General features: G+C 68.3%; 23 protein-coding genes, 1 pseudogene and 1 riboswitch. Of the genes and pseudogenes, 9 read left to right on the top strand and 15 right to left on the bottom strand.

Annotation, left to right across the window (positions count from 1 at the left end):
- Window positions 1-17: 17 nt before the first annotated feature.
- A complete protein-coding gene (gcvT, locus tag O7R11_RS03160; protein ID WP_337996034.1) occupies window positions 18-1,139 on the bottom strand; it encodes a glycine cleavage system aminomethyltransferase GcvT in 1,122 nt (373 codons plus the stop codon).
- Window positions 1,140-1,334: 195 nt separating this feature from the next.
- Window positions 1,335-1,424, bottom strand: a riboswitch (glycine riboswitch).
- A gap of 165 nt (window positions 1,425-1,589) precedes the next feature.
- Between gcvT and O7R11_RS03155 the strand changes: the two genes are divergently transcribed.
- Together O7R11_RS03155 and O7R11_RS03150 are read left to right on the top strand one after the other, a co-directional pair.
- The gene (locus tag O7R11_RS03155) at window positions 1,590-2,678 is read left to right on the top strand and encodes an efflux RND transporter periplasmic adaptor subunit (protein ID WP_337996033.1); all 1,089 of its coding nucleotides are present in this window, start codon (window positions 1,590-1,592) and stop codon (window positions 2,676-2,678) included.
- 9 nt (window positions 2,679-2,687) lie between these two features.
- A complete protein-coding gene (locus O7R11_RS03150; protein ID WP_337996032.1) occupies window positions 2,688-5,816 on the top strand; it encodes an efflux RND transporter permease subunit in 3,129 nt (1,042 codons plus the stop codon).
- Between the two features lie 160 nt (window positions 5,817-5,976).
- Here O7R11_RS03150 and pssA read toward each other — a convergent pair whose 3' ends face one another.
- Both pssA and O7R11_RS03140 read right to left on the bottom strand, forming a co-directional pair.
- Complete coding sequence (gene pssA / locus O7R11_RS03145; RefSeq protein ID WP_337996031.1) at window positions 5,977-6,786, bottom strand: CDP-diacylglycerol--serine O-phosphatidyltransferase; 810 nt, start codon at window positions 6,784-6,786, stop codon at window positions 5,977-5,979.
- Window positions 6,786-7,514, bottom strand: a complete 729-nt coding sequence (locus O7R11_RS03140; protein ID WP_337996030.1) for a phosphatidylserine decarboxylase — start codon at window positions 7,512-7,514, stop codon at window positions 6,786-6,788. Before O7R11_RS03140 ends, pssA begins: the two co-directional genes overlap by 1 nt.
- A gap of 152 nt (window positions 7,515-7,666) precedes the next feature.
- Between O7R11_RS03140 and O7R11_RS03135 the strand changes: the two genes are divergently transcribed.
- Window positions 7,667-8,122 carry a hypothetical protein gene (locus O7R11_RS03135; RefSeq protein ID WP_337996029.1) on the top strand — a complete coding sequence of 152 codons (456 nt, stop codon included), beginning with the start codon at window positions 7,667-7,669 and terminating at the stop codon, window positions 8,120-8,122.
- Between the two features lie 17 nt (window positions 8,123-8,139).
- On the opposite strand, the gene O7R11_RS03130 is transcribed toward O7R11_RS03135, so the two are convergent.
- Window positions 8,140-9,087 (bottom strand): LysM peptidoglycan-binding domain-containing protein, encoded by a 948-nt coding sequence (locus O7R11_RS03130; protein ID WP_337996028.1) that lies wholly within the window; start codon window positions 9,085-9,087, stop codon window positions 8,140-8,142.
- Between the two features lie 265 nt (window positions 9,088-9,352).
- Here O7R11_RS03130 and O7R11_RS03125 point away from each other — a divergent pair, with 265 nt between their 5' ends.
- Window positions 9,353-10,567, top strand: coding sequence for an NADP-dependent isocitrate dehydrogenase (locus O7R11_RS03125; RefSeq protein WP_337996027.1), 1,215 nt, complete (start codon window positions 9,353-9,355; stop codon window positions 10,565-10,567).
- 173 nt (window positions 10,568-10,740) lie between these two features.
- Here O7R11_RS03125 and alaS read toward each other — a convergent pair whose 3' ends face one another.
- The 10 genes and pseudogenes from alaS to flgB all read right to left on the bottom strand — a co-directional run bounded on the left by alaS (window position 10,741) and on the right by flgB (window position 20,800).
- Window positions 10,741-13,383, bottom strand: coding sequence for an alanine--tRNA ligase (gene alaS / locus O7R11_RS03120; RefSeq protein ID WP_337996026.1), 2,643 nt, complete (start codon window positions 13,381-13,383; stop codon window positions 10,741-10,743).
- 304 nt (window positions 13,384-13,687) lie between these two features.
- Entirely contained in the window at window positions 13,688-14,758 is a 1,071-nt protein-coding gene (gene recA / locus O7R11_RS03115) for a recombinase RecA (RefSeq protein WP_337996025.1), read from the bottom strand.
- 120 nt (window positions 14,759-14,878) lie between these two features.
- Entirely contained in the window at window positions 14,879-15,883 is a 1,005-nt protein-coding gene (locus O7R11_RS03110; protein WP_337996024.1) for an ATP-binding protein, read from the bottom strand.
- A gap of 73 nt (window positions 15,884-15,956) precedes the next feature.
- A pseudogene (locus O7R11_RS03105) lies at window positions 15,957-17,261 on the bottom strand (PAS domain-containing protein); the annotation flags it as partial.
- A 205-nt stretch (window positions 17,262-17,466) separates the two neighbouring features.
- On the bottom strand, window positions 17,467-18,531 hold the full coding sequence (gene flhB / locus O7R11_RS03100; protein ID WP_337996023.1) for a flagellar biosynthesis protein FlhB: 1,065 nt from the start codon (window positions 18,529-18,531) through the stop codon (window positions 17,467-17,469).
- Between the two features lie 15 nt (window positions 18,532-18,546).
- Window positions 18,547-19,314 (bottom strand): flagellar biosynthetic protein FliR, encoded by a 768-nt coding sequence (gene fliR / locus O7R11_RS03095; protein ID WP_337996022.1) that lies wholly within the window; start codon window positions 19,312-19,314, stop codon window positions 18,547-18,549.
- 9 nt (window positions 19,315-19,323) lie between these two features.
- A complete protein-coding gene (gene fliQ, locus O7R11_RS03090) occupies window positions 19,324-19,590 on the bottom strand; it encodes a flagellar biosynthesis protein FliQ (RefSeq protein WP_337996021.1) in 267 nt (88 codons plus the stop codon).
- A gap of 19 nt (window positions 19,591-19,609) precedes the next feature.
- Entirely contained in the window at window positions 19,610-19,927 is a 318-nt protein-coding gene (gene fliE / locus O7R11_RS03085) for a flagellar hook-basal body complex protein FliE (protein ID WP_337996020.1), read from the bottom strand.
- 19 nt (window positions 19,928-19,946) lie between these two features.
- A complete protein-coding gene (gene flgC / locus O7R11_RS03080; RefSeq protein ID WP_337996019.1) occupies window positions 19,947-20,357 on the bottom strand; it encodes a flagellar basal body rod protein FlgC in 411 nt (136 codons plus the stop codon).
- Between the two features lie 20 nt (window positions 20,358-20,377).
- Window positions 20,378-20,800 carry a flagellar basal body rod protein FlgB gene (gene flgB, locus O7R11_RS03075; RefSeq protein WP_337996018.1) on the bottom strand — a complete coding sequence of 141 codons (423 nt, stop codon included), beginning with the start codon at window positions 20,798-20,800 and terminating at the stop codon, window positions 20,378-20,380.
- A 180-nt stretch (window positions 20,801-20,980) separates the two neighbouring features.
- Between flgB and O7R11_RS03070 the strand changes: the two genes are divergently transcribed.
- Genes O7R11_RS03070 through O7R11_RS03050 form a run of 5 tightly spaced genes read left to right on the top strand, consistent with a single transcriptional unit; the run spans window position 20,981 to window position 23,735 of the window.
- Window positions 20,981-21,307, top strand: coding sequence for an EscU/YscU/HrcU family type III secretion system export apparatus switch protein (locus O7R11_RS03070; protein WP_337996017.1), 327 nt, complete (start codon window positions 20,981-20,983; stop codon window positions 21,305-21,307).
- Complete coding sequence (locus O7R11_RS03065) at window positions 21,304-21,603, top strand: hypothetical protein (RefSeq protein ID WP_337996016.1); 300 nt, start codon at window positions 21,304-21,306, stop codon at window positions 21,601-21,603. The genes O7R11_RS03070 and O7R11_RS03065 overlap by 4 nt, the downstream gene beginning before the upstream one ends.
- Entirely contained in the window at window positions 21,593-21,997 is a 405-nt protein-coding gene (locus O7R11_RS03060; RefSeq protein WP_337996015.1) for a flagellar biosynthetic protein FliO, read from the top strand. The genes O7R11_RS03065 and O7R11_RS03060 overlap by 11 nt, the downstream gene beginning before the upstream one ends.
- On the top strand, window positions 21,994-22,743 hold the full coding sequence (gene fliP, locus O7R11_RS03055) for a flagellar type III secretion system pore protein FliP (protein WP_337996014.1): 750 nt from the start codon (window positions 21,994-21,996) through the stop codon (window positions 22,741-22,743). Before O7R11_RS03060 ends, fliP begins: the two co-directional genes overlap by 4 nt.
- Before the next feature lie 26 nt (window positions 22,744-22,769).
- Entirely contained in the window at window positions 22,770-23,735 is a 966-nt protein-coding gene (locus O7R11_RS03050; protein WP_337996013.1) for a threo-3-hydroxy-L-aspartate ammonia-lyase, read from the top strand.
- A 274-nt stretch (window positions 23,736-24,009) separates the two neighbouring features.
- On the opposite strand, the gene O7R11_RS03045 is transcribed toward O7R11_RS03050, so the two are convergent.
- Complete coding sequence (locus tag O7R11_RS03045; protein ID WP_337996012.1) at window positions 24,010-25,107, bottom strand: branched-chain amino acid ABC transporter substrate-binding protein; 1,098 nt, start codon at window positions 25,105-25,107, stop codon at window positions 24,010-24,012.
- Window positions 25,108-25,122: the final 15 nt, after the last annotated feature.

Here is a 25,122-nt window from a genome sequence, read left to right as displayed (position 1 = left end):
TTGACCTTTGTTCCCTGTCATCCCTTGAAATAGCGGTGCGCCGCGAACGGCATCGTCACCACCTCGGCGTCCAGCGCCTTGCCGCGCACCATGCAGGCGACCCGGGTTCCCGGGGCGGCGTGCGCGGCGTCCACATAGGCCATGGCGATCGCCGCCTGCACCGTCGGACCGAAGCCGCCGGAGGTGATCTCGCCGATCTTCGCGCCGTTTTCGTCCACGATTTCGGTGTGTGCGCGGGCGGGCTGGCGGCCCGCCAGGCGCAGGCCGACGCGGGCGCGCGGCGCGCCCTCGGCGAGCTGGCGCAGAACGATCTCCGCGCCGGGGAAGCCCCCTTCGGCGCGGCGGCGCTTGCCGATCGTCCACTTGAGATTGGCCTCCACCGGGGTGGTGGCGGTATCGATGTCCGAGCCGTAGAGGCAGAGCCCGGCCTCGAGGCGCAGGCTGTCGCGCGCCCCCAGGCCGACCGGGCCCACTTCCGGCTCCGCCAGAAGACGGCGCGCCAGGGTCTCGGCCTCGGCGGCGGAAACCGAGATCTCGTAGCCGTCCTCGCCGGTATAGCCGGAACGCGAGGCCCACACGCCGATGCCGCCGATATCCAGCACCCGCGCGGACATGAAGGCCATCTCCGCCGCCTCGGGGGCGAAGCGGGAGAGCACGGCGGCGGCCTTCGGCCCCTGCAGGGCGACCAGCGCGCGGTCGGGCAGCACGGCGAGGGTGCAGCCCGCGAGGTTGGCCGCCATGTGGGCGAAATCCGCCTCCTTGCACGCGGCGTTGACCACGACGAACAGGTGGTCGCCCGCGTTGGTGACCATCAGGTCGTCGAGAATGCCGCCCGCCGGGTTGGTGAACAGGGTATAGCGGATCGCGCCCGGCGCGAGGGATTGCAGGTCGCCGGGGACCAGCGCCTCGAAGGCCGCGGCGGCGGCGGCGACGCCATCGGGGTGGTGCACCGTCGCCTGCCCCATGTGGGAGACATCGAACAGCGCGGCGGCCTCGCGGCAATGCGCGTGCTCGGCGAGGATGCCCTCGTACTGCACCGGCATGGCATAGCCCGCGAACGGCACCATGCGCGCGCCGAGCTGCCGATGCAGGGCATCGAGCGGCGTGACGCGGAGAGCTTCGGAGTGGGTTTCGCCCATCGGTTCCTCTTTCAGAAGTCCGCGCCTGCCGTGGCAGGCGCGAATCGGCCATGAACCGGAAACCCGGTCCGACGGCCCCCCTCTGTCTTCGGAACCTGAAAGATTCGCCGAGAACGAGGGACGCCCACGCAACGGCTTACATCTTCGGTGAGGCGGGACGCGGAAACCGCGCCTGCCTGCTTTCCAGAGGCCCCCCTGATCGCTGCGGTTCGGTTTGCCTGAGAGTTTCCGGGGGCGGTTGCTCCTTCGGCGGCGGGCATGCCCGCTCTCTCCCGCGGCGGCGTTCGGGGACGAGACCCACTTTTACGGAGGCGTGGCGTTTGGTCAACACCTTCCCGGCGGCGGCGCATGGGTTTTTCCATCCGCGGCGCGGGCGGTGTCGCTTGTGGGTATGCGCAACAGTGCGTATTCTTCGCGCGGAGAGGGAATGCACCGGGTCCGGGGTGTCGTATGCATATCAAGGCGTCCTATCTCGCCGCGGCGGCGATCGTCGCGGTTTGCGTGGTCTGGGTGGGCTCCGGCCTGATCGGCGGCCATGCCTCGCCGCCCCAAAAGCAGGACTCCGCGGCGCGCCTGGTGCGCGTCGGCGTGCGCGACTCGACGGCACAGCCGGTGACCGCGCGCATCGTGCTGACCGGCACTTCCAAGTCCAACCGCAGCGTCGCCGTCCGCGCCGAGACCAAGGGCCGCGTCGCCGCGGTGCTGGCGGCGCGCGGCGACCGGCTGGCCGCGGGCGCGCCGATCGTGCGCCTCGCCATGGACGACCGCGCCGCCCGGCTCAAGCAGGCGGAGTCCCTGCTGGCGCAGCGCGAGATCGAATACGCCGCGGCCTCCAAGCTTTCCGACAAGGCGTTCGCCAGCCGCATCCAGCTCGCCACCGCCAAGGCGGCGCGCGACGACGCCGCCGCCGGGGCCGCCGCGGCCCGCCTCGACATCGCGCGCACCGAGATCCGCGCCCCCTTCGCCGGGGTGCTCGACAGCCGCCCGGTGGAGGTCGGCGACTATCTGGCGGTGGAGGGACTGGTCGGCGCCCTGGTGGAACTCGACCCGCTGAAGGTGTCGCTGCAAGTGACCGAAAGCGCCATCGCCAAGGTCAAGTCCGGCGCGGTGGCGGAGCTCACGCTGCCCGGCGGCGCGCGCCGCGACGGCATCGTCACCTACGTCGGCGCGGTGGCGGCGGCGGCGACGCGCACCTTCACCGTGGAGGTGGAGTTCGCCAACCCCGACGGCGCATTCTCCGAAGGGATGACGGTGGAGGCGGCGCTGCCCCTCGGCCAGGCGATGGCGCACCTCGTCTCCCCCGCGGTGCTCTCCCTCTCCGCCGACGGCCGCGTCGGGGTGAAGACGGTCGGCGCGAAGGGCACGGTGGAATTCCACCCCGCCGAGCTGGTGCGCGAGGACGACCGCGGCCTGTGGATCGGCGGCCTGCCGCAGACCGTCCGCCTGATCACCGTGGGGCAGGACTTCGTGGGCGAGGGCCAGAGCGTCGAGGCGCACCCCGACACCCTGCTCGCCGCCCCCGCCGCAGCCGCATCCTGAGGCCGCGCGATGAACCGCCTGATCGACGCCGCCCTGGGACGCACCCGCACCGTGCTGCTCTGCCTCGCGCTGACGCTGATCGCCGGGCTCTACGCCTACGTCACCATCCCCAAGGAATCCTCGCCCGACGTCAACATCCCGATCATGTACGTGCTGATGACGCACCAGGGCATCTCGCCCGAGGATGCGGAGCGCATGCTGATCCGCCCGATGGAGCGCGAACTGCGCACCATCGAGGGGGTGAAGGAGATGCGCGCCACCGCCTACGAGGGCGGCGCCAACGTGGTGCTGGAGTTCGACGCGGGCTTCGACGCCGACAAGGCGCTCTCCGACGTGCGCGCCAAGGTGGACATCGCCAAGGCCGACCTGCCCGCGGATACCGACGAGCCGTCGATCCACGAGGTCAACGTCAGCCTCTTCCCGGTGCTGGTGGTCACCCTCTCCGGCGCGGTGCCGGAGCGCACCCTGCTCAAGATCGCCCGCGAGCTGAAGGACGAGATCGAGGCGATCCCCGCGGTGCTCGAGGTCAACATCGGCGGCAACCGCGAGGAACAGGTGGACATCGTGGTCGATCCGACGCGGGTGGAGAGCTACAACCTGGTGGCGCAGGACGTCACCGGCTTCGTTTCCCGTTCCAACAAGCTGGTCGCCGCGGGCACGCTCGACACCGGCAAGGGGCGCTTCCCGATCAAGGTGCCGGGCCTGCTGGAAACCGTGCGCGACATCATGGAGATGCCGGTGAAGGCGGCGGGCGACGGGGTGATCCGCCTCGCCGACATCGCCTCGGTGCGCAAGAGCTTCAAGGACCCCACCAGCATCGCCCGGGTCAACGGCCAGCCCGCGATCACCCTCGAGGTTTCCAAGCGCACCGGCGAAAACATCATCGACACCATCGACCGGGTGCGCGCGGCGGTGGAGGCGGAACGCGCCTACTGGCCCGCCAACGTCGCCGCCGCCTTCTCCCAGGACCAGTCCGACGACATCCGCTCCATGCTCTCGGATTTGCAGAACAACGTCATCGCCGCGGTGATCCTGGTGATGGTGGTGATCGTCGGCGCGCTCGGCCCGCGCTCCGGCATGCTGGTGGGCATCGCCATTCCCGGCTCGTTCCTGATGGCGATCCTGGCGCTCGCGGCGATGGGCCAGAGCATGAACCTGGTGGTGCTGTTCAGCCTCATCCTCGCCACCGGCATGCTGGTGGACGGCGCGATCATCGTGGTGGAATACGCCGACCGCAAGATGGCGGAGGGCGTGCACCGCAGCGAGGCCTATGCGCTCGCGGCGCAGCGCATGGCCTGGCCGGTGATCTCCTCCACCGCCACCACGCTCGCCGCCTTCCTGCCCATGGTGTTCTGGACCGGGGTGGTCGGCGAATTCATGAAATACCTGCCGATCACCCTGCTGATGACGCTCACCGCCTCGCTCCTCATGGCGCTGGTCTTCGTGCCCACCCTGGGGGCGCAGTTCGGCCGCCCCGGCGAGGCCGACCCCGAGACCCTGAAGGCGCTGTCGATGAGCGAGACCGGCGACCTCACCCAGCTTTCGGGCTTCACCGGCGCCTATACCCGCCTGCTCGCGGGCGCGCTCCGCCGTCCCGGCTGGGTGGTGGCGGGCGCGGTGGCGCTGCTCTTCGCCAGTTGGGGGCTTTATGGCGCGTTCGGCCGCGGCGTCGAGTTCTTCCCCGACATCGAGCCGAAACAGGCGGTGGTCTATGTGCATGCGCGCGGCAACATGGCGGTGGCGGAACGCGACGCCATCGTGCATGCGGTGGAACGCCGGGTGCTGGAATACCGCGACGCCTTCGACACCGTCTACGCCCGCGCGGGGGAAATCTCCGACCGCGAGGCGGCGGAAGACGTGATCGGCGCGATCTCTCTCGAATTCAAGGACTGGCAGCTGCGCCGCCCGGCCAAGGAGATCTTCGCCGCGATCCGCGCCCGCACCGCCGACATGGCGGGCATCGAGGTGGAAATCCGCAAGAAGGAGGAAGGCCCGCCGGTGGGCAGGCCGATCCAGTTGCAGCTCGCCAGCCGCGACCACGGCCTCCTGCCCGCCGCGGTGGACCACGTGCGCCGCGGCCTGGCGGAACTCGGCGGCTACATCGACGTGGAGGACAACCGCCCGATCCCCGGCATCGAGTGGGAGGTCAAGGTGGACCGCGCCCAGGCGGCGAAGTTCGGCGTGGACGTCTCCGCCGTCGGCGACGTGGTGCAGATGGTCACCAAGGGCCTCAAGGTCGGCACCTACCGCCCCGACGACGCCGACGACGAGGTGGACATCATGGTGCGCTATCCCCTGGAGTACCGCACCGTCGAGCAGCTCGGCCGCCTGCGGGTGGCCACCGCGCACGGCAGCGTTCCGGTTTCCGGCTTCGTCTCGATCACGCCGCACCAGCGCACCGGCAAGCTGACGCGCAGCGACGCCAAACGGGTGATGACGGTGAAGGCCGACGTCGAGCCGGGCCTCCTGGTGGACGACCAGGTGACGCGCCTGCGCGGCTGGCTGGCCGCCAATCCGCTGCCGCGCGAGGTCACCTTCAAGTTCAAGGGCCAGGACGAAGAGCAGAAGAAGAGCCAGGCCTTCCTCGGCCGCGCCTTCCTCATCGCGCTCTTCCTCATCGCGCTGATCCTGGTCACCCAGTTCAACAGCTTCTATGCCGCGGGGCTGATCCTCTCCGCGGTGGTGATGTCCACCCTCGGCGTGATGCTGGGGCTGCTGGTCACCCACCAGCCCTTCGGCGTGATCATGAGCGGCATCGGCGTGGTGGCGCTGGCGGGCATCGTGGTCAACAACAACATCGTGCTGATCGACACCTACGACCGCCTGAAGGGCGAGATCCCCGATCCGCGGGAGGCGATCCTGCGCACCGGGGCACAGCGCCTGCGCCCGGTGATGCTGACCTCCGGCACCACCATTCTCGGCCTGTTGCCGATGATGTTCATGGTCAACATCGACTTCGTGAACCGCGACCTCACCGTCGGCGCGCCGTCGATGCAGTGGTGGACGCAGCTCTCCACCGGCATCGTCTTCGGGCTCACCTTCGCCACCGGGCTGACCCTGGTGGTGACGCCGTGCGCGCTCTTGCTGCGCGAGCGGCTGTCAGGCGGGCTGAAGCGCCTCTTCCGCCGGAAAAGCTGAATTCACGGGGCTGCCGCCCCGCGCCCCGCCTGGGGCGATGCCCCAGACTCCCTTTATTTTTAAGCGGCTATCCGCGTGATGGTCTTATCGCGCTGCGCGCAAACCAAAGTTATGGGCGGTCCGGAGGGACCGAGTCCCTCGGGGAAGTTTTAGGTTGACGCTACAGCCCGACGTCGAAGTCGTCGTCCTCGTCCTCGGCGCTGCGTTCCGCCTCCGCCGCGGCGCGGGCGCGGTAGGCCCGCACGCTGAAGGGAATGCTGCCGAGGTAGGCGAGCCCCAGGCCCGCCAGGGTGATCCACGGCTGGGTGACCAGGAAGGCGGCGAGCGCGCCGATCAGCAGCAGCAGCGGCAGCACGCCGCGCACCGGAATCCGCCCCTTCTTGAACGAGAAGGTGGGGATGCGGCTGACCATGAGGAACGACACCCCGGCGAGGAAGACGCCCACCACCGCGGCGTGGGAGAAGATGCTGTGGTCGAACTCGTTGGAGAGGATGAGCGGGATCAGCACCACGAAGGCCGCGGCGGGCGCGGGCACGCCGGTGAAATAGTTGTAGGCCCAGGCGGGCTGGTCCGGATCGCCGATCATGGTGTTGAAGCGCGCCAGGCGCAGGGCGCAGCACACCGCATAGCACAGGCACAAGGCCCAGCCGATGCCCGCCGAGCCGTGCATCGCGAACTGGTGCAGGATGATCGCGGGGGCGACGCCGAAGCAGATGATGTCGGAAAGCGAATCGAGCTCCGCGCCGAACTTCGAGGTGCCGCGCAGAAGCCGCGCGATGCGCCCGTCCAGGCCGTCGAGGATGGCGGCGATGAGCAGCGCGATCACCGCGCGCTCCCAGCGTTCCTCGATGCCGAAGCGGATCGCGGTGACCCCGGCGGACAGCGCGAACAGGGTCAGCACGTTGGGAATGATGACGTTGAACGGCAGGCTGCGGATCGGCCGCCTGCGCGTGCCGGGAATCAGGGCCATCAGCGCATCTCCCCCGCCGCCGGAGCATCCTGGCGGTCGGCGCGCAGATCGGCGAGCACCGTCTCGCCCGCCAGCATGCGCTGCCCCACCGCCACCTTGGGGGCGACGCCCACAGGCAGGTAGACGTCGAGCCGCGAGCCGAAGCGGATCAGGCCGAAGCGTTCGCCCGCGGCGAGCCCGTCGCCCTCGCGCACGAAACAGACGATGCGCCGCGCGATCAGCCCGGCGATCTGCACCACGCCGAGGCTGCCGCCGATCAGGCCGTCGCGCTCGGCAAGGTCGAGGCGCAGGCCGTTGCGCTCGTTGTCCAGGCTCGCCTTGTCCAGCGTGGCGTTGAGGAACTTGCCGGAATGATAGGCGACCGCGCCCACGGCACCCGCGGTCGGCGCGCGGTTCACGTGCACGTCGAAGACGCTCATGAACACGCTGATGCGGGTGCGCGGCGCATCGCCGAGGCCCAGCTCCGCCGGGGGTTCCACCTCCGCCACCGCCGAGACGATGCCGTCGGCGGGAGAGACCACCCAGTGCTCGCCCGCGGGCGTCACCCGCTCCGGATTGCGGAAGAAATAAAAGCACCACAAAGTCAGCGCCGCGCCGACGATGCCGAGCGGCTTCCAGGCCCAAAACAGCAGCAGCGCGACGACGGCGAAGATCGCGACGAAGCGCCGCCCCTCCGGATGCATCGGCGGCAGAACATAGCGCCGCCAGGACAGATCGACCGGGTTCATCCCACATTCCCATAGGTTTCGACGGGCACACAGTAGGACGGATCGGCGCGCGGGGGAAGCCGCTTCGCGCGCCGCCCTCCGCTCACGCCTTGGCGGGCGCTGCGGCGCAGTGTAGAGTGGTCGCCTCTTTGCTTTATTCGAGCGGTTCCATAGTGACTCGTCTGGTCAAAATCGGTGCGCAGGTGCTTCCCCTGCAATTGCAATCGGTCGGCGTCGAAGACGGCGAGATCGTCCTCCTCCCCCCCGCACCGCCGATGACCTATCGCGGGCCGGTCAGCTTCTCCTTCCGCTATCTCGACTCCGGGTTTTCCGTGCAATACCTGGAGATCGGCAAGGCGGCGCGGCTCAAGGTGACGGGCGAGATCGCCACCCTGCCGCCGCGCGCGGACAAGGCGCGGCGCAACCGCGTGCTCGCGCTGATCGACATCATGCAGGATGACGTGGGAAACGGGCTTTCCATCGGCGACGACGGGGCGATCCGCTTCGCCGCCGAGTCCCCGCTCGTCGTGCCGGTCTCGGCGGAACGCCTGATGGTCGGGCTCTGCCGGGCGCTCGCCTGGCACAAGCCGCTGCTCCGCCTGGTTCAGGAGGAAGCGGCGGGGGCCTGAACCCCCGCCTCACGCTTTCACTTCTTCGGCGCGACGAACTTCTGGCCGGGATAGATCAGGTCCGGGTCGCGGATCTGGCCGCGATTGGCCTCGAAGATCAGGGTGTAGGCGATGCCCTCGCCATAGATGCGCCGCGCGATGCGCCACAGGCTGTTGCCCGGCTGCACCACGACGATGACGTTGCCGTCCACCGCCGCATCGGCGGCATCGACGCGGAAGTTCACCTCCACCCGCTTCGCCACGCCGCCCTTGGCGTCCAACTGGTCGGCGCGCACCGTATGCGTGCCCACGGCGAGGCTGAGGTTGGCCTGTAGCCGCCAGTCGCCGTTGGCCGCGGCGGCGGTCTGCCCCAGTTCGGCGTTGTCGAGATAGACCACGATCATCGCGCCGGGGTCCGCCCCGCCGGAAACGCCGATGCTGCCCTTGCGGTCGTAGTCCACCGCGGCGATGGAAAGCCCGGCGGCGGCATCGCCGGGGCGCTGTAACACGCGCGAAACCCCGCCCTTGCCCGGCAGCTGCACCGCCACCACCGCGCCGGTTCCCGGCGGCGGCACCACCAGCACCACGTCGGATTCCGAGCGCAGCGCGTGCGCCGGGTCGGCATCGGGGAAGACCGCAAGGTTGAGACGGCGGGTGCCGGGGGGCAGCGGCTTTTCGGGCAGGAACACCCACTCGCCGCGTTCGTCGGCCTTGGCGCGGCCGAGTTCCGCCTCGCCGTCGTAGATCACCACCTGGGCGCCCGGCGCGGCGCGCCCGGCGATCACGGTGTCGCCCTCGGGGCTGATCCGCACGATGTCGAACGACGGCAGCACCGCGGACGGCACCGCGTTTTCCACCTTCGCCGGCGGAGCGGCAGGGGCGGCGGGCTTGGTCCCCTCGTCGGAGGAGCCGCGCAACATCCACAGGGCGGCGCCGACCAGCACCAGCCCGAGAACCAGAACGCCATAAGTTCCAACGCGTTTCACGTTCGACCCCAACACCGTCGTGAGAAAGCGGCGCGAAAAAGCCCGCCCCTCGCGGCTTGCTCGCGCCCCCGCCACCCTACGACCGAACCGCGCGCCGCGCAACGCCGCTGACGCAGACGAAAATCCTTGCGCGCCGGATGTTCAAATCGGTGGGGGGATGACCTATGTTTCCCCCAAAGACATTGCGTCTACTATGAACCCGGGGCGCTCCCCGGCAGGGTCCACTCCCTGAACGAACACCCACACCTCATCGGGAGCCTTCGTCATGACAAAAATCAAGGTCGCCAACCCCATCGTCGAGCTGGACGGCGACGAAATGACGCGCATCCTCTGGTCGTTCATCAAGGACAAGCTGATCCTGCCCTATCTCGACGTCGATCTGCTCTACTTCGACCTCGGCGTGGAACACCGCGACGCCACCGGCGACCAGGTGACCATCGACGCCGCCAACGCGATCAAGCAGCACCACGTCGGCGTCAAGTGCGCCACCATCACCCCGGACGAGGACCGGGTGAAGGAGTTCAACCTCAAGAAGATGTGGAAGTCGCCCAACGGCACCATCCGCAACATCCTCGACGGCACGGTGTTCCGCGAGCCGATCATCTGCAGGAACGTGCCGCGCACCGTGCCCAGCTGGACGCAGCCGGTGGTGATCGGCCGCCACGCCTTCGGCGACCAGTACAAGGCCACCGACTTCCTGGTGCCCGAAGCGGGCAAGCTCACCATCACCTTCACCCCCGCGGGCGGCGGCGCGGCGGTGACGCGCGAGGTCTTCGACTTCCCCGGCGCGGGCGTCGCCATGGGCATGTACAACCTCGACGAATCGATCCGCGGCTTCGCCCGCGCCTGCATGAACTACGCGCTGGGGCGCGGCTGGCCGCTCTACCTCTCCACCAAGAACACCATCCTCAAGGCCTACGACGGGCGCTTCAAGGACCTCTTCGCCGAGGTCTACGAGGCCGAGTTCACGGAAGCCTTCGCCAAGGCGGGCATCACCTACGAACACCGCCTGATCGACGACATGGTCGCCTGCTGCATGAAGTGGTCCGGCGGCTTCATCTGGGCCTGCAAGAACTACGACGGCGACGTGCAGTCGGACTCGGTGGCCCAGGGCTTCGGCTCGCTCGGCCTGATGACCTCGGTGCTGATGACCCCGGACGGCAAGACCATCGAGGCCGAGGCGGCGCACGGCACGGTCACCCGCCACTACCGCCTGCACCAGCAGGGCAAGGAGACCTCCACCAACCCCATCGCCTCGATCTTCGCCTGGACCCGCGGCCTGAAATACCGCGGCCGGTTCGACGGCACGCCGGAGGTCACCCGCTTCGCCGAAACCCTGGAAAAGGTCTGCATCGAAACCGTCGAGGCGGGCTTCATGACCAAGGACCTCGCCATCCTCATCGGCCCGAAGCAGCCATGGCTCACCACCACCCAGTTCCTCGAAAAACTCGACGAAGAACTGAAGACCGCGATGGGCTGAACAACCGGGCCGGGCTCCGCCCGGACCCGCTGGGGACTCGGTCCCCAGACCCCATTCATGCTCGAAGAAAAAGGGCCCTCCTTGCGGGGGGCCCTTTTCCTTCGAACGTGTCCGGGAGGCCCGGAGGGACCAAGGCCCTCCGGCGGGGACCGGGGCAGCGCCCCGGCCTGGTTTTAATTCGCCTTGGCGGCCATCGCGGCCTCGATCGCGGCGAGCGCGGCGGCGGCCTTGCTGCCGTCCGGGCCGCCCGCCTGGGCCATGTCGGGGCGGCCGCCGCCGCCCTTGCCGCCGAGCGCGACGGAGCCTGCGCGCACCAGGTCCACGGCGTTGAAGCGTTCCACCGCATCGGCGGTGACGCCGACGACGAGGGAGGCCTTGCCTTCGACGACGCTGATCAGGGCGACCACGCCGCTGCCGATCTGCGCCTTGATCTCGTCGGTCATGCCCTTGAGGTCCTTGGCGGGCACGTCTTCCAGCACCTTTCCGGCGAAGGCGACCCCCGCCACCTGCTTCGGCCCGGCGGCGGCAGTGCCGCCCATGGCGAGCTTCTTGCGGGTGTCGGAGAGTTCGCGTTCCAGGCGCTTGCGGTCTTCGAGGAGTTGATGGAGGCGGTCCGGCAGTTCGGTGACCGGGGCCTTCAGGGTTTCCGCCGCCTGGGCGAGGATGGCGTCGTGCTCGGCCACGTAGTGCTCGGCGGCCGCGCCGACCACCGCCTCGATGCGGCGCACGCCCGCGGCGACCGCGCTCTCCGCGACGATTTTGAACAGGCCGATGTCGCCGGTGCGCTTGACGTGGGTGCCGCCGCAAAGCTCGACCGAATAGGTGCCCTCGCCCTCGCCCATGGAGACGACGCGCACTTCCTCGCCGTACTTCTCGCCGAACAGCGCCATCGCCCCCGCCTCGATCGCCGATTCCGGGTCCATCAGGCGGGTGGTGGAGGGCAGGTTGGCGCGGATGCGGTCGTTGATCTCCGCCTCCACCGCCGCGCGGTCCTCGTGGGTGAGCGGCTTCGGGTGGCTGATGTCGAAGCGCAGGCGGTCGGGCGCGACGAGAGAACCCTTCTGCGTCACGTGGTCGCCCAGGCGGTGGCGCAGCGCGGCGTGCAGCAGGTGCGTCGCCGAATGGTGCGCCCGCACCGCGGCGCGGCGCTCGTGGTCCACCTCGCAGCGCGCGGCGTCGCCCACGGAGACCGGCCCGCCCTCCAGCACGCCCATGTGGACGTGCAGTGCGCCCACCTTCTTCTGGGTGTCGGTGACGGAAAGGCGCGCGCCGTTGACGAAGGTGATCTCGCCCGCATCGCCCATCTGGCCGCCGGATTCGCCGTAGAACGGCGTCTGGTTGAGCAGCAGCGCCACCGCGCCCGGCTGCGCGGTCTGCACCGGCCGGCCATCCACCACCAGGGCGGCCACCGTGCCCTCCGCGCTTTCGGTGTCGTAGCCGAGGAATTCGGTGGCGCCGATCCGCTCCTTGAGGTCGAACCACACCGTCTCGGTCGCCGCCTCTCCGGAGCCGGCCCAGGCCTTGCGCGCGTCGGCGCGCTGCTTCGCCATGGCGGCGTTGAAGCCCGCCTCGTCCACGGTCATGCCGCGGGTGCGCAGCGCATCCTGCGTCAGGTCGAGGGGGAAGCCGTAGGTGTCGTAGAGGCGGAAGGCCACCTCGCCGCCGAGCACGCCGCCCGCGGCAAGGTCCGCGGTCTCGTCGTCCAGGAGGCGCAGGCCGCGCTCCAGAAGTTGCTTGAAGCGGCTTTCCTCCAGCTTGAGAATCTCGGTGATCAGCGCCTCGGCGCGGGCGAGTTCCGGGTACGCGCCGCCCATCTTGGCGACCAGCGCATGCACCAGCTTGTAGAGCAGCGGCTCGCGGCAACCCATCATGTGGGCGTGGCGCATGGCGCGGCGCATGATGCGGCGCAGCACGTAGCCGCGGCCCTCGTTGGAGGGCAGCACGCCGTCGGCGATGAGGAAGCACGAGGAACGCAGGTGGTCGGCGATGACGCGGTGCGAGACCTTGTGCGGGCCGTCGGGGTCCACGCCGCTGGCGTGCGCCGAGGCCTCGATGAGGAAGCGCATCAGGTCGATATCGTAGTTGTCGTGCTGCCCCTGCAGCACCGCGGCGATGCGCTCCAGGCCCATGCCGGTGTCGATGGAAGGCTTGGGCAGGTCCATGCGGGCGCCGTCGGCCTGCTGCTCGTACTGCATGAACACCAGGTTCCAGATCTCGATGAAGCGGTCGCCGTCCTCGTCCGGGCTGCCGGGCGGGCCGCCGGGAATGCCCTCCCCATGGTCATAGAAGATTTCCGAGCACGGGCCGCACGGGCCGGTATCGCCCATCGACCAGAAGTTGTCGGAGGTCGGAATGCGGATGATGCGGGAGTCCGGCAGCCCGGCCACGGTCTTCCACAGGTCGAAGGCGGCGTCGTCCTCCGAGTACACGGTGGCGAGCAGGCGGTCCTTCGGCAGGCCGAAGTCCTTGGTGATCAGCGTCCAGGCGAAGTCGATGGCGTCGGCCTTGAAATAGTCGCCGAACGAAAAGTTTCCCAGCATCTCGAAGAAGGTGTGGTGGCGCGCGGTGTAGCCCACGTTGTCCAGGTCGTTGTGCTTGCCGCCGGCGCGCACGCACTTCTGCGAGGTGACGGCGCGGTTGTACGGCCGGTGCTCCGCCCCGGTGAAGACGTTCTTGAACTGCACCATGCCGGCGTTGGTGAACAGCAGGGTCGGGTCGTTGCGTGGCACCAGGGGCGAGGACTCGACGACCTGATGCCCGCGGTCCTTGAAGAAGTTCAGAAACGCGGAACGGATATCGTTGGTGGTGGTGGTCATATCGTTTTCACCGGCGCAAATGTTCGACCCTTCTCCGCAATGCCTTCCGGCACCCGCGAAGCGAAGGACTTATGTATCGCGCGCCCTGGAGGAAGTCAAAAATTTCGCCGCCGCTGCGGGAAAACCAGGCCGGGCTCCGCCCGGACCCGCAAGGGGCCGGAAGGCCCCTTGACCCCATAACGCCGGTTTTTGTGCGAAGCGCCATAAACCTGCGGCGGTTGCCACAGAAATGTTGCCTGCCGCTTTGCGGCGAAAAACTTAAGGGGTGCGCGAGGGGACCGAGTCCCCTCGCAAAGTTTTGGTTTTACGGCTCGTCCACCGGTTCGGTGGCGTCGGTGAGCATCGCCTCGACGATGAGGCCCGCGTTGGAGCGGATCGAGCCTTCGATTTCCGCCGCGATTTCCGGATTGTCCCGGAGGAACTGTTTGGCGTTGTCGCGGCCCTGGCCGATGCGCTGGTCCTTGTAGGAGAACCAGGAGCCGGACTTGTCGATCAGGCCGCCCTGCACGCCGAGGTCGAGCAGCTCGCCGGTCTTGGAGATGCCGATGCCGTAGTCGATGTCGAATTCGACGGTCTTGAACGGCGGGGCGACCTTGTTTTTCACCACGCGCACGCGGGTCTGGTTGCCGGTGACCTCGTCCTTGATCTTGATCTGACCGATGCGGCGGATATCCAGGCGTACCGAGGCGTAGAACTTGAGCGCGTTGCCGCCGGTGGTGGTTTCCGGATTGCCGAACATCACGCCGATCTTCATGCGGATCTGGTTGATGAAGATGACCAGGGTATGGGAGCGCGACACCGAACCGGTGAGCTTGCGCAGCGCCTGGCTCATCAGGCGGGCCTGGAGGCCGACGTGGGAATCGCCCATCTCGCCTTCCAGCTCGGCGCGCGGGGTGAGCGCGGCGACCGAGTCCACCACCAGCACGTCCACCGCGCCGGAACGCACCAGGGTGTCGGTGATTTCCAGCGCCTGTTCGCCGGTGTCGGGCTGGGAGATCAGGAGGTCTTCGAGTTTGACGCCGAGCTTGCGGGCATAGGAGGGGTCGAGCGCGTGTTCCGCATCGACGAAGGCGCAGGTGCCGCCCTTCTTCTGCGCCTCGGCGACGACGTGCAGCGCCAGCGTGGTCTTGCCCGAGCTTTCCGGGCCGTAGATCTCGATGACGCGGCCGCGCGGCAGGCCGCCGATGCCGAGCGCAAGATCGAGGCCGAGGGAGCCGGTGGAGATCGCCTCGATATCCACGGCGTTTTCGTGCTGACCGAGGCGCATGATCGAGCCTTTGCCGAAGTTGCGCTCGATCTGCGCCACCGCCGCTTCCAGAGCCTTCTGCTTGTCCATTGTTTCCTTATCCACCAGGCGAAGTGCCGTTTGCATCATGATCGAGCCTCGTTATCCCATATTTCACGGCGGACGTCACCGCTCCGGGCGTGGGGGCTAGAAGATCATGTTTTGTTCTTCATGTCCAGGAGAAAGAACTTAAAGAGAACGTGCATAAGCTCATGGGGCCGCGTCGCGGCGTTCCAGGGCCTCGGCCACCTTCTCGGCCAGGGCCTCCAGCGAGAACGGCTTGGCGAGGAAGAGCACGTCGGGGGAATCGGCGAGGTCGTCGGAGGCGATGTCCTCCGAATAGCCGGACATCAGGACGACGCGGATCGCCGGGTATTCCTGCCGCACCAGGCGGGCGAGCGTCGCGCCGTCCATGCCCGGCATCACCATGTCGGTGATCAGCACGTCCACCTCGTCGTGGTCCTGGAGTATCCCGATCGCCTGCTCGCCGTCGGCGGCCTCGAGCACCGTGTAGCCCTTGGCGGAGAGAGCGCGCGCGCCGAACACCCGCACCGCGTCCTCGTCCTCGACGATCAGCACCACCTTGCCCTGCGGCAGGGCGAGGTCGCGGCGCGGCTCCTCCTCCGGCGGTTTGGGCGCCGCCGCGCCCGCGGCGGCGCGGGCGCGCACCGCCGCCTCGTCGAAGCGCGGCAGATAGATGGTGAAGGCCGCGCCCTCGCCCTTCCTGCTTTCCACCGTCACCGTGCCCTCGGTCTGGCGCACGATGCCGTAGACGGTGGAGAGCCCGAGCCCGGTGCCCGCCGCCGCCGAGCCCGCCTTGGTGGAGAAGAAGGGTTCGAAGATGCGGCCCAGGTCCTCCTTGGCGATGCCGGTGCCGGTATCGGAAACCCGGATCACCGCGTAATGGCCGGGGGCCACGGTTTCGGTGCCGACCTTCAGGGGCTCGGTGAGGTGGCGCGCCTCGGTGCGGATGGAAAGTCTGCCGCCGCCGACCATGGCGTCGCGCGCGTTCACCGCGAGGTTGAGGATCACCTGGTCGAACTGGCCGGGATCGACCCGCACGTAGCCGACGTCGCGGCCGTGCACCAGCTCGAACTCGATGGTCTCGCCGAGGAGGCGGCGCAGCAGGTGGGAGAGCTCGGCCAGCGCATCCGGCACCCGCACGAAGCGCGGCAGCAGCGGCTGGCGGCGCGAGAACGCGAGGAGCTGCCGCACCAGGTTGGCGCGGCTGGCGGCGCGAGAACGCGAGGAGCTGCCGCACCAGGTTGGCGGCGCGGTTGGCGTTCTGCTTGATCTGCATGATGTCGGTGAACGAGGCGCTGCCCGGTCCGTGGCGCTGCAACAGCAGGTCGCAGAAGCCGATCATCGCGGTGAGCAGGTTGTTGAAGTCGTGCGCCACGCCGCCCGCGAGCTGGCCCATCGCCTGCATCTTCTGCGCCTGGGCGGTCTGCATCTGCAGCGCCCGGCGGTCGGTGGTGTCCACCACGTGGACGAGCAGGCGCGCCGGAACCTCCGCCGCCTCGGCGGCGTCGCCCGGCAGGGTGCGCATGTGGATCATCGCGGTGAGGTCGCGCGGGCTGTCGAGGCGCACCTCCATCGGCGCGACGGAGAGGCCGGCGGCGGCGCGGGAGAACACCGCGGCGACCTCGTCGCGCATCGCGGGCTCGACGATCTCGCCGAGCGCCAGGCCGATCAGGTCGTCGCGGGCGCGCCCCAGCATGCCCGCCAGGGTCTCGTTGGCCTCCGCCAGCATCGGGTAGGGCAGCCCCGCCACGTCCACCACCGCAATGCCCACCGGCGCTTCGTCGAACACCAGGCGGCCGAACGGCCCGGCGGCGTTGCCGCCCGGCTCCGCCGCGGCGTCGGCGGCGTCGCGCGCCACCACGGCGCGGGTCAGGGTTTCGCCGTTCTCGTCGTAGAGGGACTGCACCAGCAGCGCGGGCACCGCCGCGCCGCGCGCGCCGCGCAGGCGCACCGGGCCGCGCCACGCGCCGTCCACCTCGGGCCGCGCCGAACCCTCGGCGAGAATGGCGGCGAACGGCGCGCCGAGCAGCGCGTCCGGCGCCGCGCCCAGCCACTCGGCGAGCGCCAGGTTGACGTAGCGGAAGTTCTGCGCCGCATCGAGGGCATAGACCCCGACCGGCAGGAAATCGAGGAAATCGCTGAGCGCCTCGCGCTCCGCCTTGAGCACGTTCTCCACGGCGCGGCGCGCCGAGATGTCGGAAGCGATGAGCAGGCGCGCGCCCGCCGGGCGCGGCAGGGCGCGCACCTCGACGCGCAGCCAGTCGCGGCCGCCCAGGCGCTCGTCCCGCGCCGGGCGGGGGGAAACATCCTGCGCGTCGTCCAGCCCGGCCTGATAGGCGCCGCGCAGGCGGGTGAGCGCCTCGCGCTCCGCCTCGGTGTCGGAGAGCCGCGCCTCGAGCGCGGCGAGCGGGTCGGCGACGCCCCAGAAGCGCCGTCCCTCGGCATTGGCGACGATGGTGCGGCCCGAGGCATCGACGATGCGCACCGCCCGCTTGTCCCGCGCAAGAAAGGCGTCCAGCGCCTCGGCGCGGGAGAGCAGCACCTGCCACACCGAGGCCTCGCGCAGCATCAGAAGCGCGCCCGCGAGGCCGAGGCCCGCGCCCGCCACCATCGTCCACGTCGGAACGCCGCCGCCGCCCGCGCTGCCGAGGATCACTCCGAAGCCGAGCACCACGATCAACGCGCCCCAGGTGCTGAAACCCTTCATCATCCCCCCGGCGATACCGCCGCTGGTGTTGCCGCGCCTCGAAGCATGTCAGGCCGCACCCCGCCTGTCAGCGCTTTTTCTTCAGCTTCATCACGTAGCTGATCACCTCCGCCACCGGTCGGTAGTGCTCGGGCGGAATGAACTGGTCCACCTCGACGCTGGCATAGAGCGCGCGGGCGAGCGGCGGGTTCTCGACGATCGGCACGTCGTTCTCCTCCGCCAGTTCGCGGATGCGCTTGGCGAGAAAGTCCACGCCCTTGGCCACCACCTTGGGGGCGGCCATGTCCTCCATCTTGTAGGAGAGCGCCACGGCGAAGTGGGTGGGGTTGGTGATCACCACGTCGGCGTGCGGCACCGCCTGCATCATCCGCTTGCGGAAGCGTTCCAGGCGGATGGAGCGGATGCGCGACTTGACCTGCGGGTCGCCCTCGGACTGCTTGTGCTCGTCCTTGACCTCCTGCTTGGTCATCTTCAGCTTCTTGTGGGACTGGTAGCGCACGAAGAACATGTCGGCGAAGGCCACCGCCAGCATCACGCCGAGCACCGTGGCGATGAGGATGATGATGATCACCCGCACCTGAAGCAGCATCGCCACCGTCTCCATCTCCGGCAGGCGGAGAATCCAGTCGAGCTGCGGCCACACCACGAAGCCGAGCGCCAGGCCGACGAGCGCCAGCTTGGCCAGGCTCTTGCCCAGCTCCACCAGGCGGCGGAGGGAGAAGAACTGCTTGACCCCCTTGATGATGCTGAGCTTGTCGAGGCTGGGGGCGATGCGCTTCGGCGAGTAGACGAAGCCCACCTGGCCGACCACCGAGAGGAAAGCCAGCATCACCAGAATCGCGATCGGAAACAGCAGGATCAGCCCGACCTGGAGAAGCGTGCCCGCCAGCAGGCCGCGCAGGCCCTCGAAATCGGTGGGCAATTCGTGCGGCCGCGCGATGAAGGGCCGCAACAGGTTGGAGAGGTCGCGCGCCATCCTGGGCGCGAACATCCCCACCGCGACGATGCCGCCGATCAGCATCATCAGGCTCTTGATTTCCTGGGAAATCGGGACGTTGCCTTCCTCCCGCGCCTTTTCCAGGCGTTTTCCCGTGGGTTCTTCGGTTTTTGATGCGTCGTCTTCTTCCGACATCGCGCGGAACTCTCCCTATCCCACGGGCGCGAACAGGCCGCGCAGGCTGTCCTCGTAATGCGTCATGAACCACAGCATGATGGTCGGCAGCACCAGCATCAACAGCGACAGCCCCAGCAGAATCTGCGCCGGCAGGCCGACGAAGAACACGTTCATCTGCGGCATCAGGCGCGCGGTCACGCCCATCGCGGTCTGGAAGACGATGGAGAACACGATGAACGGCGAGGCCAGGCGCAGACCGATGGCGAAGCTGCGCGACAGCGCGTGGGCCAGATAGTCGGCCATGTCGCCGGTAGGGATCACGCCCCCCGGCGGGAACAGCGAAAAGGTCTCCGCCACCGCCTCCAGCATCACCATGTGAATGCCGGTGACGAAGATCAGCACCAGCGCCACGAGGTTGAGGAAGCCGGTGATCAGCGCGCCCTGCGACTCGCTCACCGGGTCGAAGACGAAGGCGTTGGCGAGGCCGGAGGTGAGCCCCGCCACGGTGCCCGCGAAGTGCAGCGCGGTGATCAGCATCTGCGCCAGCACGCCGACGAACACCCCCACCGTGATCTCGTAGGCGATGAGGCGGACCAGCCCGCCCGCGGCGCCGGGCGGCGGCGGAATCTGGTCGATCACCAGGGGGAGGATGGCGATGCTGACGCCGATGGCGATGAACAGGCGGATCCGCACCTGCACATAGGAGGCGGCGAATCCCGGCAGCGCCAGGAAGGCGCCGCTGATGCGCGCGAACACCATGCCGAGGTGGTAGATATCCAGCGCGAGGAGCTGCTCCAGCATCGGGGGCTCCTATCGCGGCGCGATCATCAGGTCGAACATATGCTCGCTGAAAACCTGCAATTCGTGGAACATGAAGGGGAGCAGCAGAATCAGGGAGACGAACACCACCAGCACCTTCGGCACGAAGGTGAGGGTCATTTCCTGAATCTGGGTCAGCGTCTGGAACAGCGAGATGGCAAGGCCGATCGCCATGCCGACGAGCAGCACCGGCGCCGCCACCATCACCAGGGTCAGCACCGACTCCCGTGCGATCTCCAGAACCTGCGCCTCGTTCATCGCGCATCCCCGCCGATCGTCAGATCGACATCTTGAGGATTTCCTGATAGGCGGACAACACCCTGTCGCGCACCGCGACGACGGTCTGCAACGCGGTCTCGGCGTTGGCCACGGCGTTGACCACCTCGCGCAGGTCCGCCTTGCCCTGCAGGGCGAGAAGGCTCATCTGCTCGCTCTTCTTGCCCGCGTCCACCGCCTCGGTAAGGTTGTCCTTGATCATGTCGGCGAAGGCCTGGCCCGGCTGGACGGCGGCGGCGGCGCTTTCGCCGGTGGCGGCCCCGGCGCCCTGCGCCGCGGTGCGGTAGGCGTTGAGCGCCGTGGTGATCGGAATCGTCATCGCGCGTACTCCCCCGCCATCACTTCAGCATGTCCACGGTCTTGGAGATCATCTGGCGGCTGATCTGCATCGCGTTGAGGTTGGCCTCATAGCCGCGCTGCGCCTCGCGCATGTCCATCATTTCCACCAGCGGGTTGATGTTGGGCAGCTTGACGTAGCCGTCCGCGCCCGCCGCCGGATGGGTGGGGTCGTAGCGCTTCTCGAAGTCCGAACGGTCCGTGGCGATCTTGTTCACTTTCACCTCCTCCGCGCCGGTGGTGCGGTTGAGCTCGCTTTTGAACGACAGGGTCTTGCGGCGATAGGGCGCCTCACCCGGTTTGGTGCCGACGGAATCGGCATTGGCGATGTTTTCCGAGACGACGCGCAGCCGCGTCGCCTGGGCCTTCATCCCCGAGGTCGAAATCTGCGCGCCGACCAGCAGATCATCCATCGCCCACCTCCTTCACGCGGTCACGATCCGCCGCGCCCGAGCGCGGTTTTGATCATGTTGATGTTCTTGGAGAAGAGATTGGCCGCGACCTCATATTGCGTGCGGTTGTTCGCCGCCTTGGCCATCTGTTCCTCCACATCCACCCCGTTCTTGTCCAGGGTGTATTCGTAGGGGCGGCGCACCGTCTCGACGCGGTAGGGTCCGCTCTTCGGCAGGGAGCCGCTCAAATGCTTGGGATCGGTGCGGGCCACCGCCACCGACTGGCTATCCTTCGCCAGGGTGCGCGACAGGGCGTCCTTGAAGTCGATCTCCTTCAGGTCCTTGGCGGCATAACCCGGCGTGTTGGCGTTGGCGAGGTTCTGCGACACCACTTTCTGCCGCTGCGCCAGCCAGTCCATGCGCTCCTGCGCCATCTGGAAGAAGGTGAGATTCTGCAGATCCATCCGCCCTGATCCCTTGCCTCGGAGGAGGCCGCGCCGCATTGCGGGCGCTCGCCGCCGGAACCCAGTATCGCCCCGGCCCTTTAACATTCGGTAAAAGCCGCGGGCCGGGGATGTTAAGGGATTTTTTAGAGCGGGGCGGGATACTGATTCCTTGAGTCTCCCCTGGGGGATCGATAGGCGATGAGCACATCCGACCCGAACGACCGCGCCAAGAAGCCCGCCCACGACCTCGATCAGGTCGCGGTGGCGCTTGCCTACGACGCCGCCACCGACGATGCGCCGCGCATCGTCGCCTCCGGCCACGGCGCGCTGGCGGAGCAGATTCTCGCGCTGGCCTTCGCCAACGGGGTGAAGGTGCGCGAGGACGCGGACCTGGTGGAGATTCTCGCGGCGATCCCGGTGGACACCGAGATTCCGCTGGAGGCCTTCACCGCGGTGGCGGAAATCCTCGCCTACGTCTACCGCGCCAACGGCGTCCTGCCGCCCGCGCCGGAGGCCGCGCCATGACGCTTGCCGCCTCGCCCTATTCCGACCTGATGATCCGCATCCAGGCGCTGCGCCGCGGCATCGACGAGGCCAACCGCACCCTCTCCCGCGGCATCGTCGCCGAGATGCCCGACCTCGCCGACGAGGTCGCGGCGCTGTGCGCGCTGGCGGGCGATCTGCCGCCGGACCGCCGCCGCCAGGCCGCGCTCGCGCTCAACGCCCTCGACGCCGACCTCGACGCCTATGCAAAAATCCTCAACACCCACCGGCGCAACGCCACCGCACGCAACCGGGGAGCGACCGCTCTTGACCCCTGACTCGCTGATCAACGGCGCAACCCTCGGCCGCCTGACGGCCATCCTCATCCTCATCATCGGGCTGATCCTGCTTGCCGCGTGGCTGATCCGCCGCCTCGGCGTGGGCATGACGGTGGCGCGCGGCGCGGCGAAATCGCGCCGCCTCGCCATCCTCGAAATCCGCCCGATCGACGCGCAGCGCCGCCTGGTTCTCGTCTCCCGCGACGAAACCCAGCACCTGCTGCTGATCGGCGGGCAGAACGACCTTGTCGTCGAAACCGGCATCGCGCCGCCCGCGGAGGCCGAAGACCCGCTCTCCCGCGTGCGCTTCCGCGACATCGTTTCGGAGAGCGGCGGCGAGGCCCGCATCCTCCGCCCCGGCATCCGCATCGACGAACCCGGAGACGACGCATGAGCCGCCGCCGCATCCTCGCCTGCGCCCTGCCGCTTGCGCTCCTCCTCGTGCTGCTGCCCGGGCTCGCGCTGGCGCAATCGGTGAACATCGACCTCGGCGGCCAGGGCGGCGGCAGCAGCACCTCGCGGGTGATCCAGCTCGTCCTGCTGATCACCGTGCTGTCGCTTGCGCCCAGCATCCTCCTCATGGTCACGTCGTTCACCCGCATCGCCGTGGTGCTGGCGATGCTGCGCCAGGCGATCGGCACCAACACCACGCCGCCCAACATGGTGCTGCTCTCGCTGGCGATGTTCCTCACCTTCTTCGTCATGACGCCGACCTTCGAGCGCTCCTGGAACGAGGGCGTGCGCCCCCTGATCAACGAGCAGATCACCGAGGGCGAGGCGCTGGAACGCGCCGCCAAGCCGTTCCACGACTTCATGATGAAGAACGTCGGCGAGCGCGACCTCTCCCTCTTCGTCGATATGGCCAAGGTGCCGGAAAACACCGAACCCGACGCGCTCCCCTATTCCGCGCTGATCCCCGCGTTCATGATCAGCGAACTCAAGCGCGCCTTCGAGATCGGCTTTTTGCTCTACCTGCCGTTCATCATCATCGACATGGTGGTGGCCTCGGTGCTGATGTCCATGGGCATGATGATGCTGCCGCCGATCATGCTGGCCCTGCCGTTCAAGCTGATCTTTTTCGTCCTCATCGACGGCTGGTACTTGATCGCGGGCTCCCTGGTGCAAAGCTTCGCACCATAGGCCCTCCCAACACGGACACACCGAAAATGACCTTCGCGCTTCCCACCTACGCCGACGTCGCCGCGGCGGCGGACCGTATCCATGGCGCCGCCCACCGCACCCCGGTGATGACCTCGCGCACCGCCGACGCCGCGACCGGCGCCTCCTTCTTCTTCAAGTGCGAGAACCTGCAGCGCATGGGCGCCTTCAAGTTCCGCGGCGGCTTCAACGCGCTCGCGCAGTTCGACGCGGCGCAGAAGAAGGCGGGCGTCATCACCTTCTCCTCCGGCAACCACGCCCAGGCGGTGGCGCTGGCGGCGCGCATCCTCGGCATCCCCGCCACCATCATCATGCCCACCGACGCCCCGGCGGCCAAGGTGGCGGCGACCAAGGGCTACGGCGCGCGCGTCGTCACCTACGACCGCTATAGCGAAGACCGCGAGGAGATCGGCCGCAAACTTGCGGAGAAGGACGGCCTCACCCTGATCCCGCCCTACAACCATCCCCACGTCATCGCGGGCCAGGGCACCGCGGCGAAGGAGCTGATCGAAGAGGTGGGCCCCATCGACATGCTGTTCGCCCCGGTCGGCGGCGGCGGCCTGCTCTCCGGCTGCGCCCTGGCGGCGCGCGAACTCGCCCCCGCCTGCGCCATCTACGGCGTCGAACCGGCGGCCGGAAACGACGCCCAGCGCTCCCTGCGCGAAGGCAAAATCATCCACATCGACACGCCGAAAACCATCGCCGACGGCGCGCAGACCCAGCATATCGGCGACCTCACCTACGCGATCATGAAACGCGAAGCCGCGGACATCCTCACCGCCGCCGACGACGAGCTGGTGGAGGCGATGCGATTCTTCGCCGCCCGGATGAAAATCGTCGTCGAACCCACCGGCTGCCTCGGATTCGCCGCCGCGCGCAAACTCGGCGACGCGATCGAGGGCAAACGCATCGGCGTCATCCTCTCCGGCGGCAACGTCGATATGGAACGCTTCTGTTCGCTGCTGTCGGCGTAAAAACCGGGCCGGGCTCCGCCCGGACCCGCAAGGGGCCGGGAGGCCCCTTGACCCCATAACCGGTTTTCGCCACGCCGCGGTCACGGTTCTATCGCGCTTCGCGCAAAAACCAAGGTTATGGGGAGCGCGAGGGGATCGTAGCCGATCGCCGAAGGCGGCGTAAACGCCCAGCGGGCGTTTCCGAGGCGGAGATGTCCCCTCGCAAAGTTTTCGTATTCCCCTCAACAAAAAAGGCCGGAGCATATCCGGCCTTTTTCCCGGCTGACGAGCGGCGTTACTGCACCGTGTCGTATTTGCCGTCCTTCCAGCGATAGACCACGAAGCCCGGCACCTTGAGGTCGCCCTTGGCGTTGAAGGAGAGCTGGCCGATCACCGTATCGAAGGTTCCGGCGGCCATGGCGTCGCGCAGCGGCTTGTACTTCACGCTTTTCGCCTTGGTCGCGGCCTGGTCGAACAGCTGCATCGCGGCATAGGCGTAGAGCACGTAGCCTTCCGGCTCGATGTTCTTCTTGCGGAACTCCGCGACCACGGACTTGGCGCTGGGAATCTTGCGCGGATCGGGCGAGAAGGTGAACAGCACGTTGTTGGCGGCCGCTCCGGCGATGCTGGCGAGTTCGGAGTTGGTCATGGTGTCGCCGCCCATGACCAAAAGATCGAGGCCCGCCTCCTTGGCCTGGCGGACGATCAGCCCGACCTCGGTGTGGTAGCCGCCGTAGGCCATGATCTTGACGCCGGCGGCCTTGAGCTTGGTGACCAGGCTGGAATAGTCGCGTTCGCCCGCGGTGATGGATTCCTCGATCGCCGGCTTGATCCCCGCGGCCTTGATCGCCTTGGCCATTTCGGTGGCCAGGCCCTTGCCGTAGGCGCTCTTGTCGTCCACCACGGCGATCTTGCTCTTGCCGTAGTTCTTGACGATGTAGGTGCCCGCGACCATCCCCTGCTGGTCGTCGCGGCCCATGATGCGGAAAATGTTCTTCAGCCCGCGCTCGGTGACCTGCGGATTGGTGGACACCGTGGCCATCGGGATCGCGGCCTCGTTATAGATGTCGGAGGCCGGAATGGTGGAGCTGGAGCACCAGTGCCCGTGCATGAAGACGATGCCGGAGGTGACCATGCGGTTGGCCACCGCGACCGCCTGCTTGGGGTCGCAGGCGTCGTCGCCGACCACCAGCTTGAGCTTCTGGCCGAGCACGCCGCCCTTGGCGTTGATGTCGGCAAGCGCGAGGTCCGCGCCCTGTTTGATCTGGTCTCCGGCGGAGGCGTATTGCCCGCTCATCGGTCCGGCGATGGCGACCAGGGTTTCCGCCTGCGCCTGGCCCGCGATCAGGCAGGCGGCAAGGAAGGCGCCGCCGAAAATGGATTTGTGCAGCATCTAAAAATCTCCTTG

It is taken from the genome of Oleispirillum naphthae (genome assembly GCA_027864655.1).
GTDB lineage: Bacteria > Pseudomonadota > Alphaproteobacteria > Rhodospirillales > Rhodospirillaceae > Oleispirillum > Oleispirillum naphthae.
This window is presented reverse-complemented; position numbering and strand designations above follow the sequence as displayed.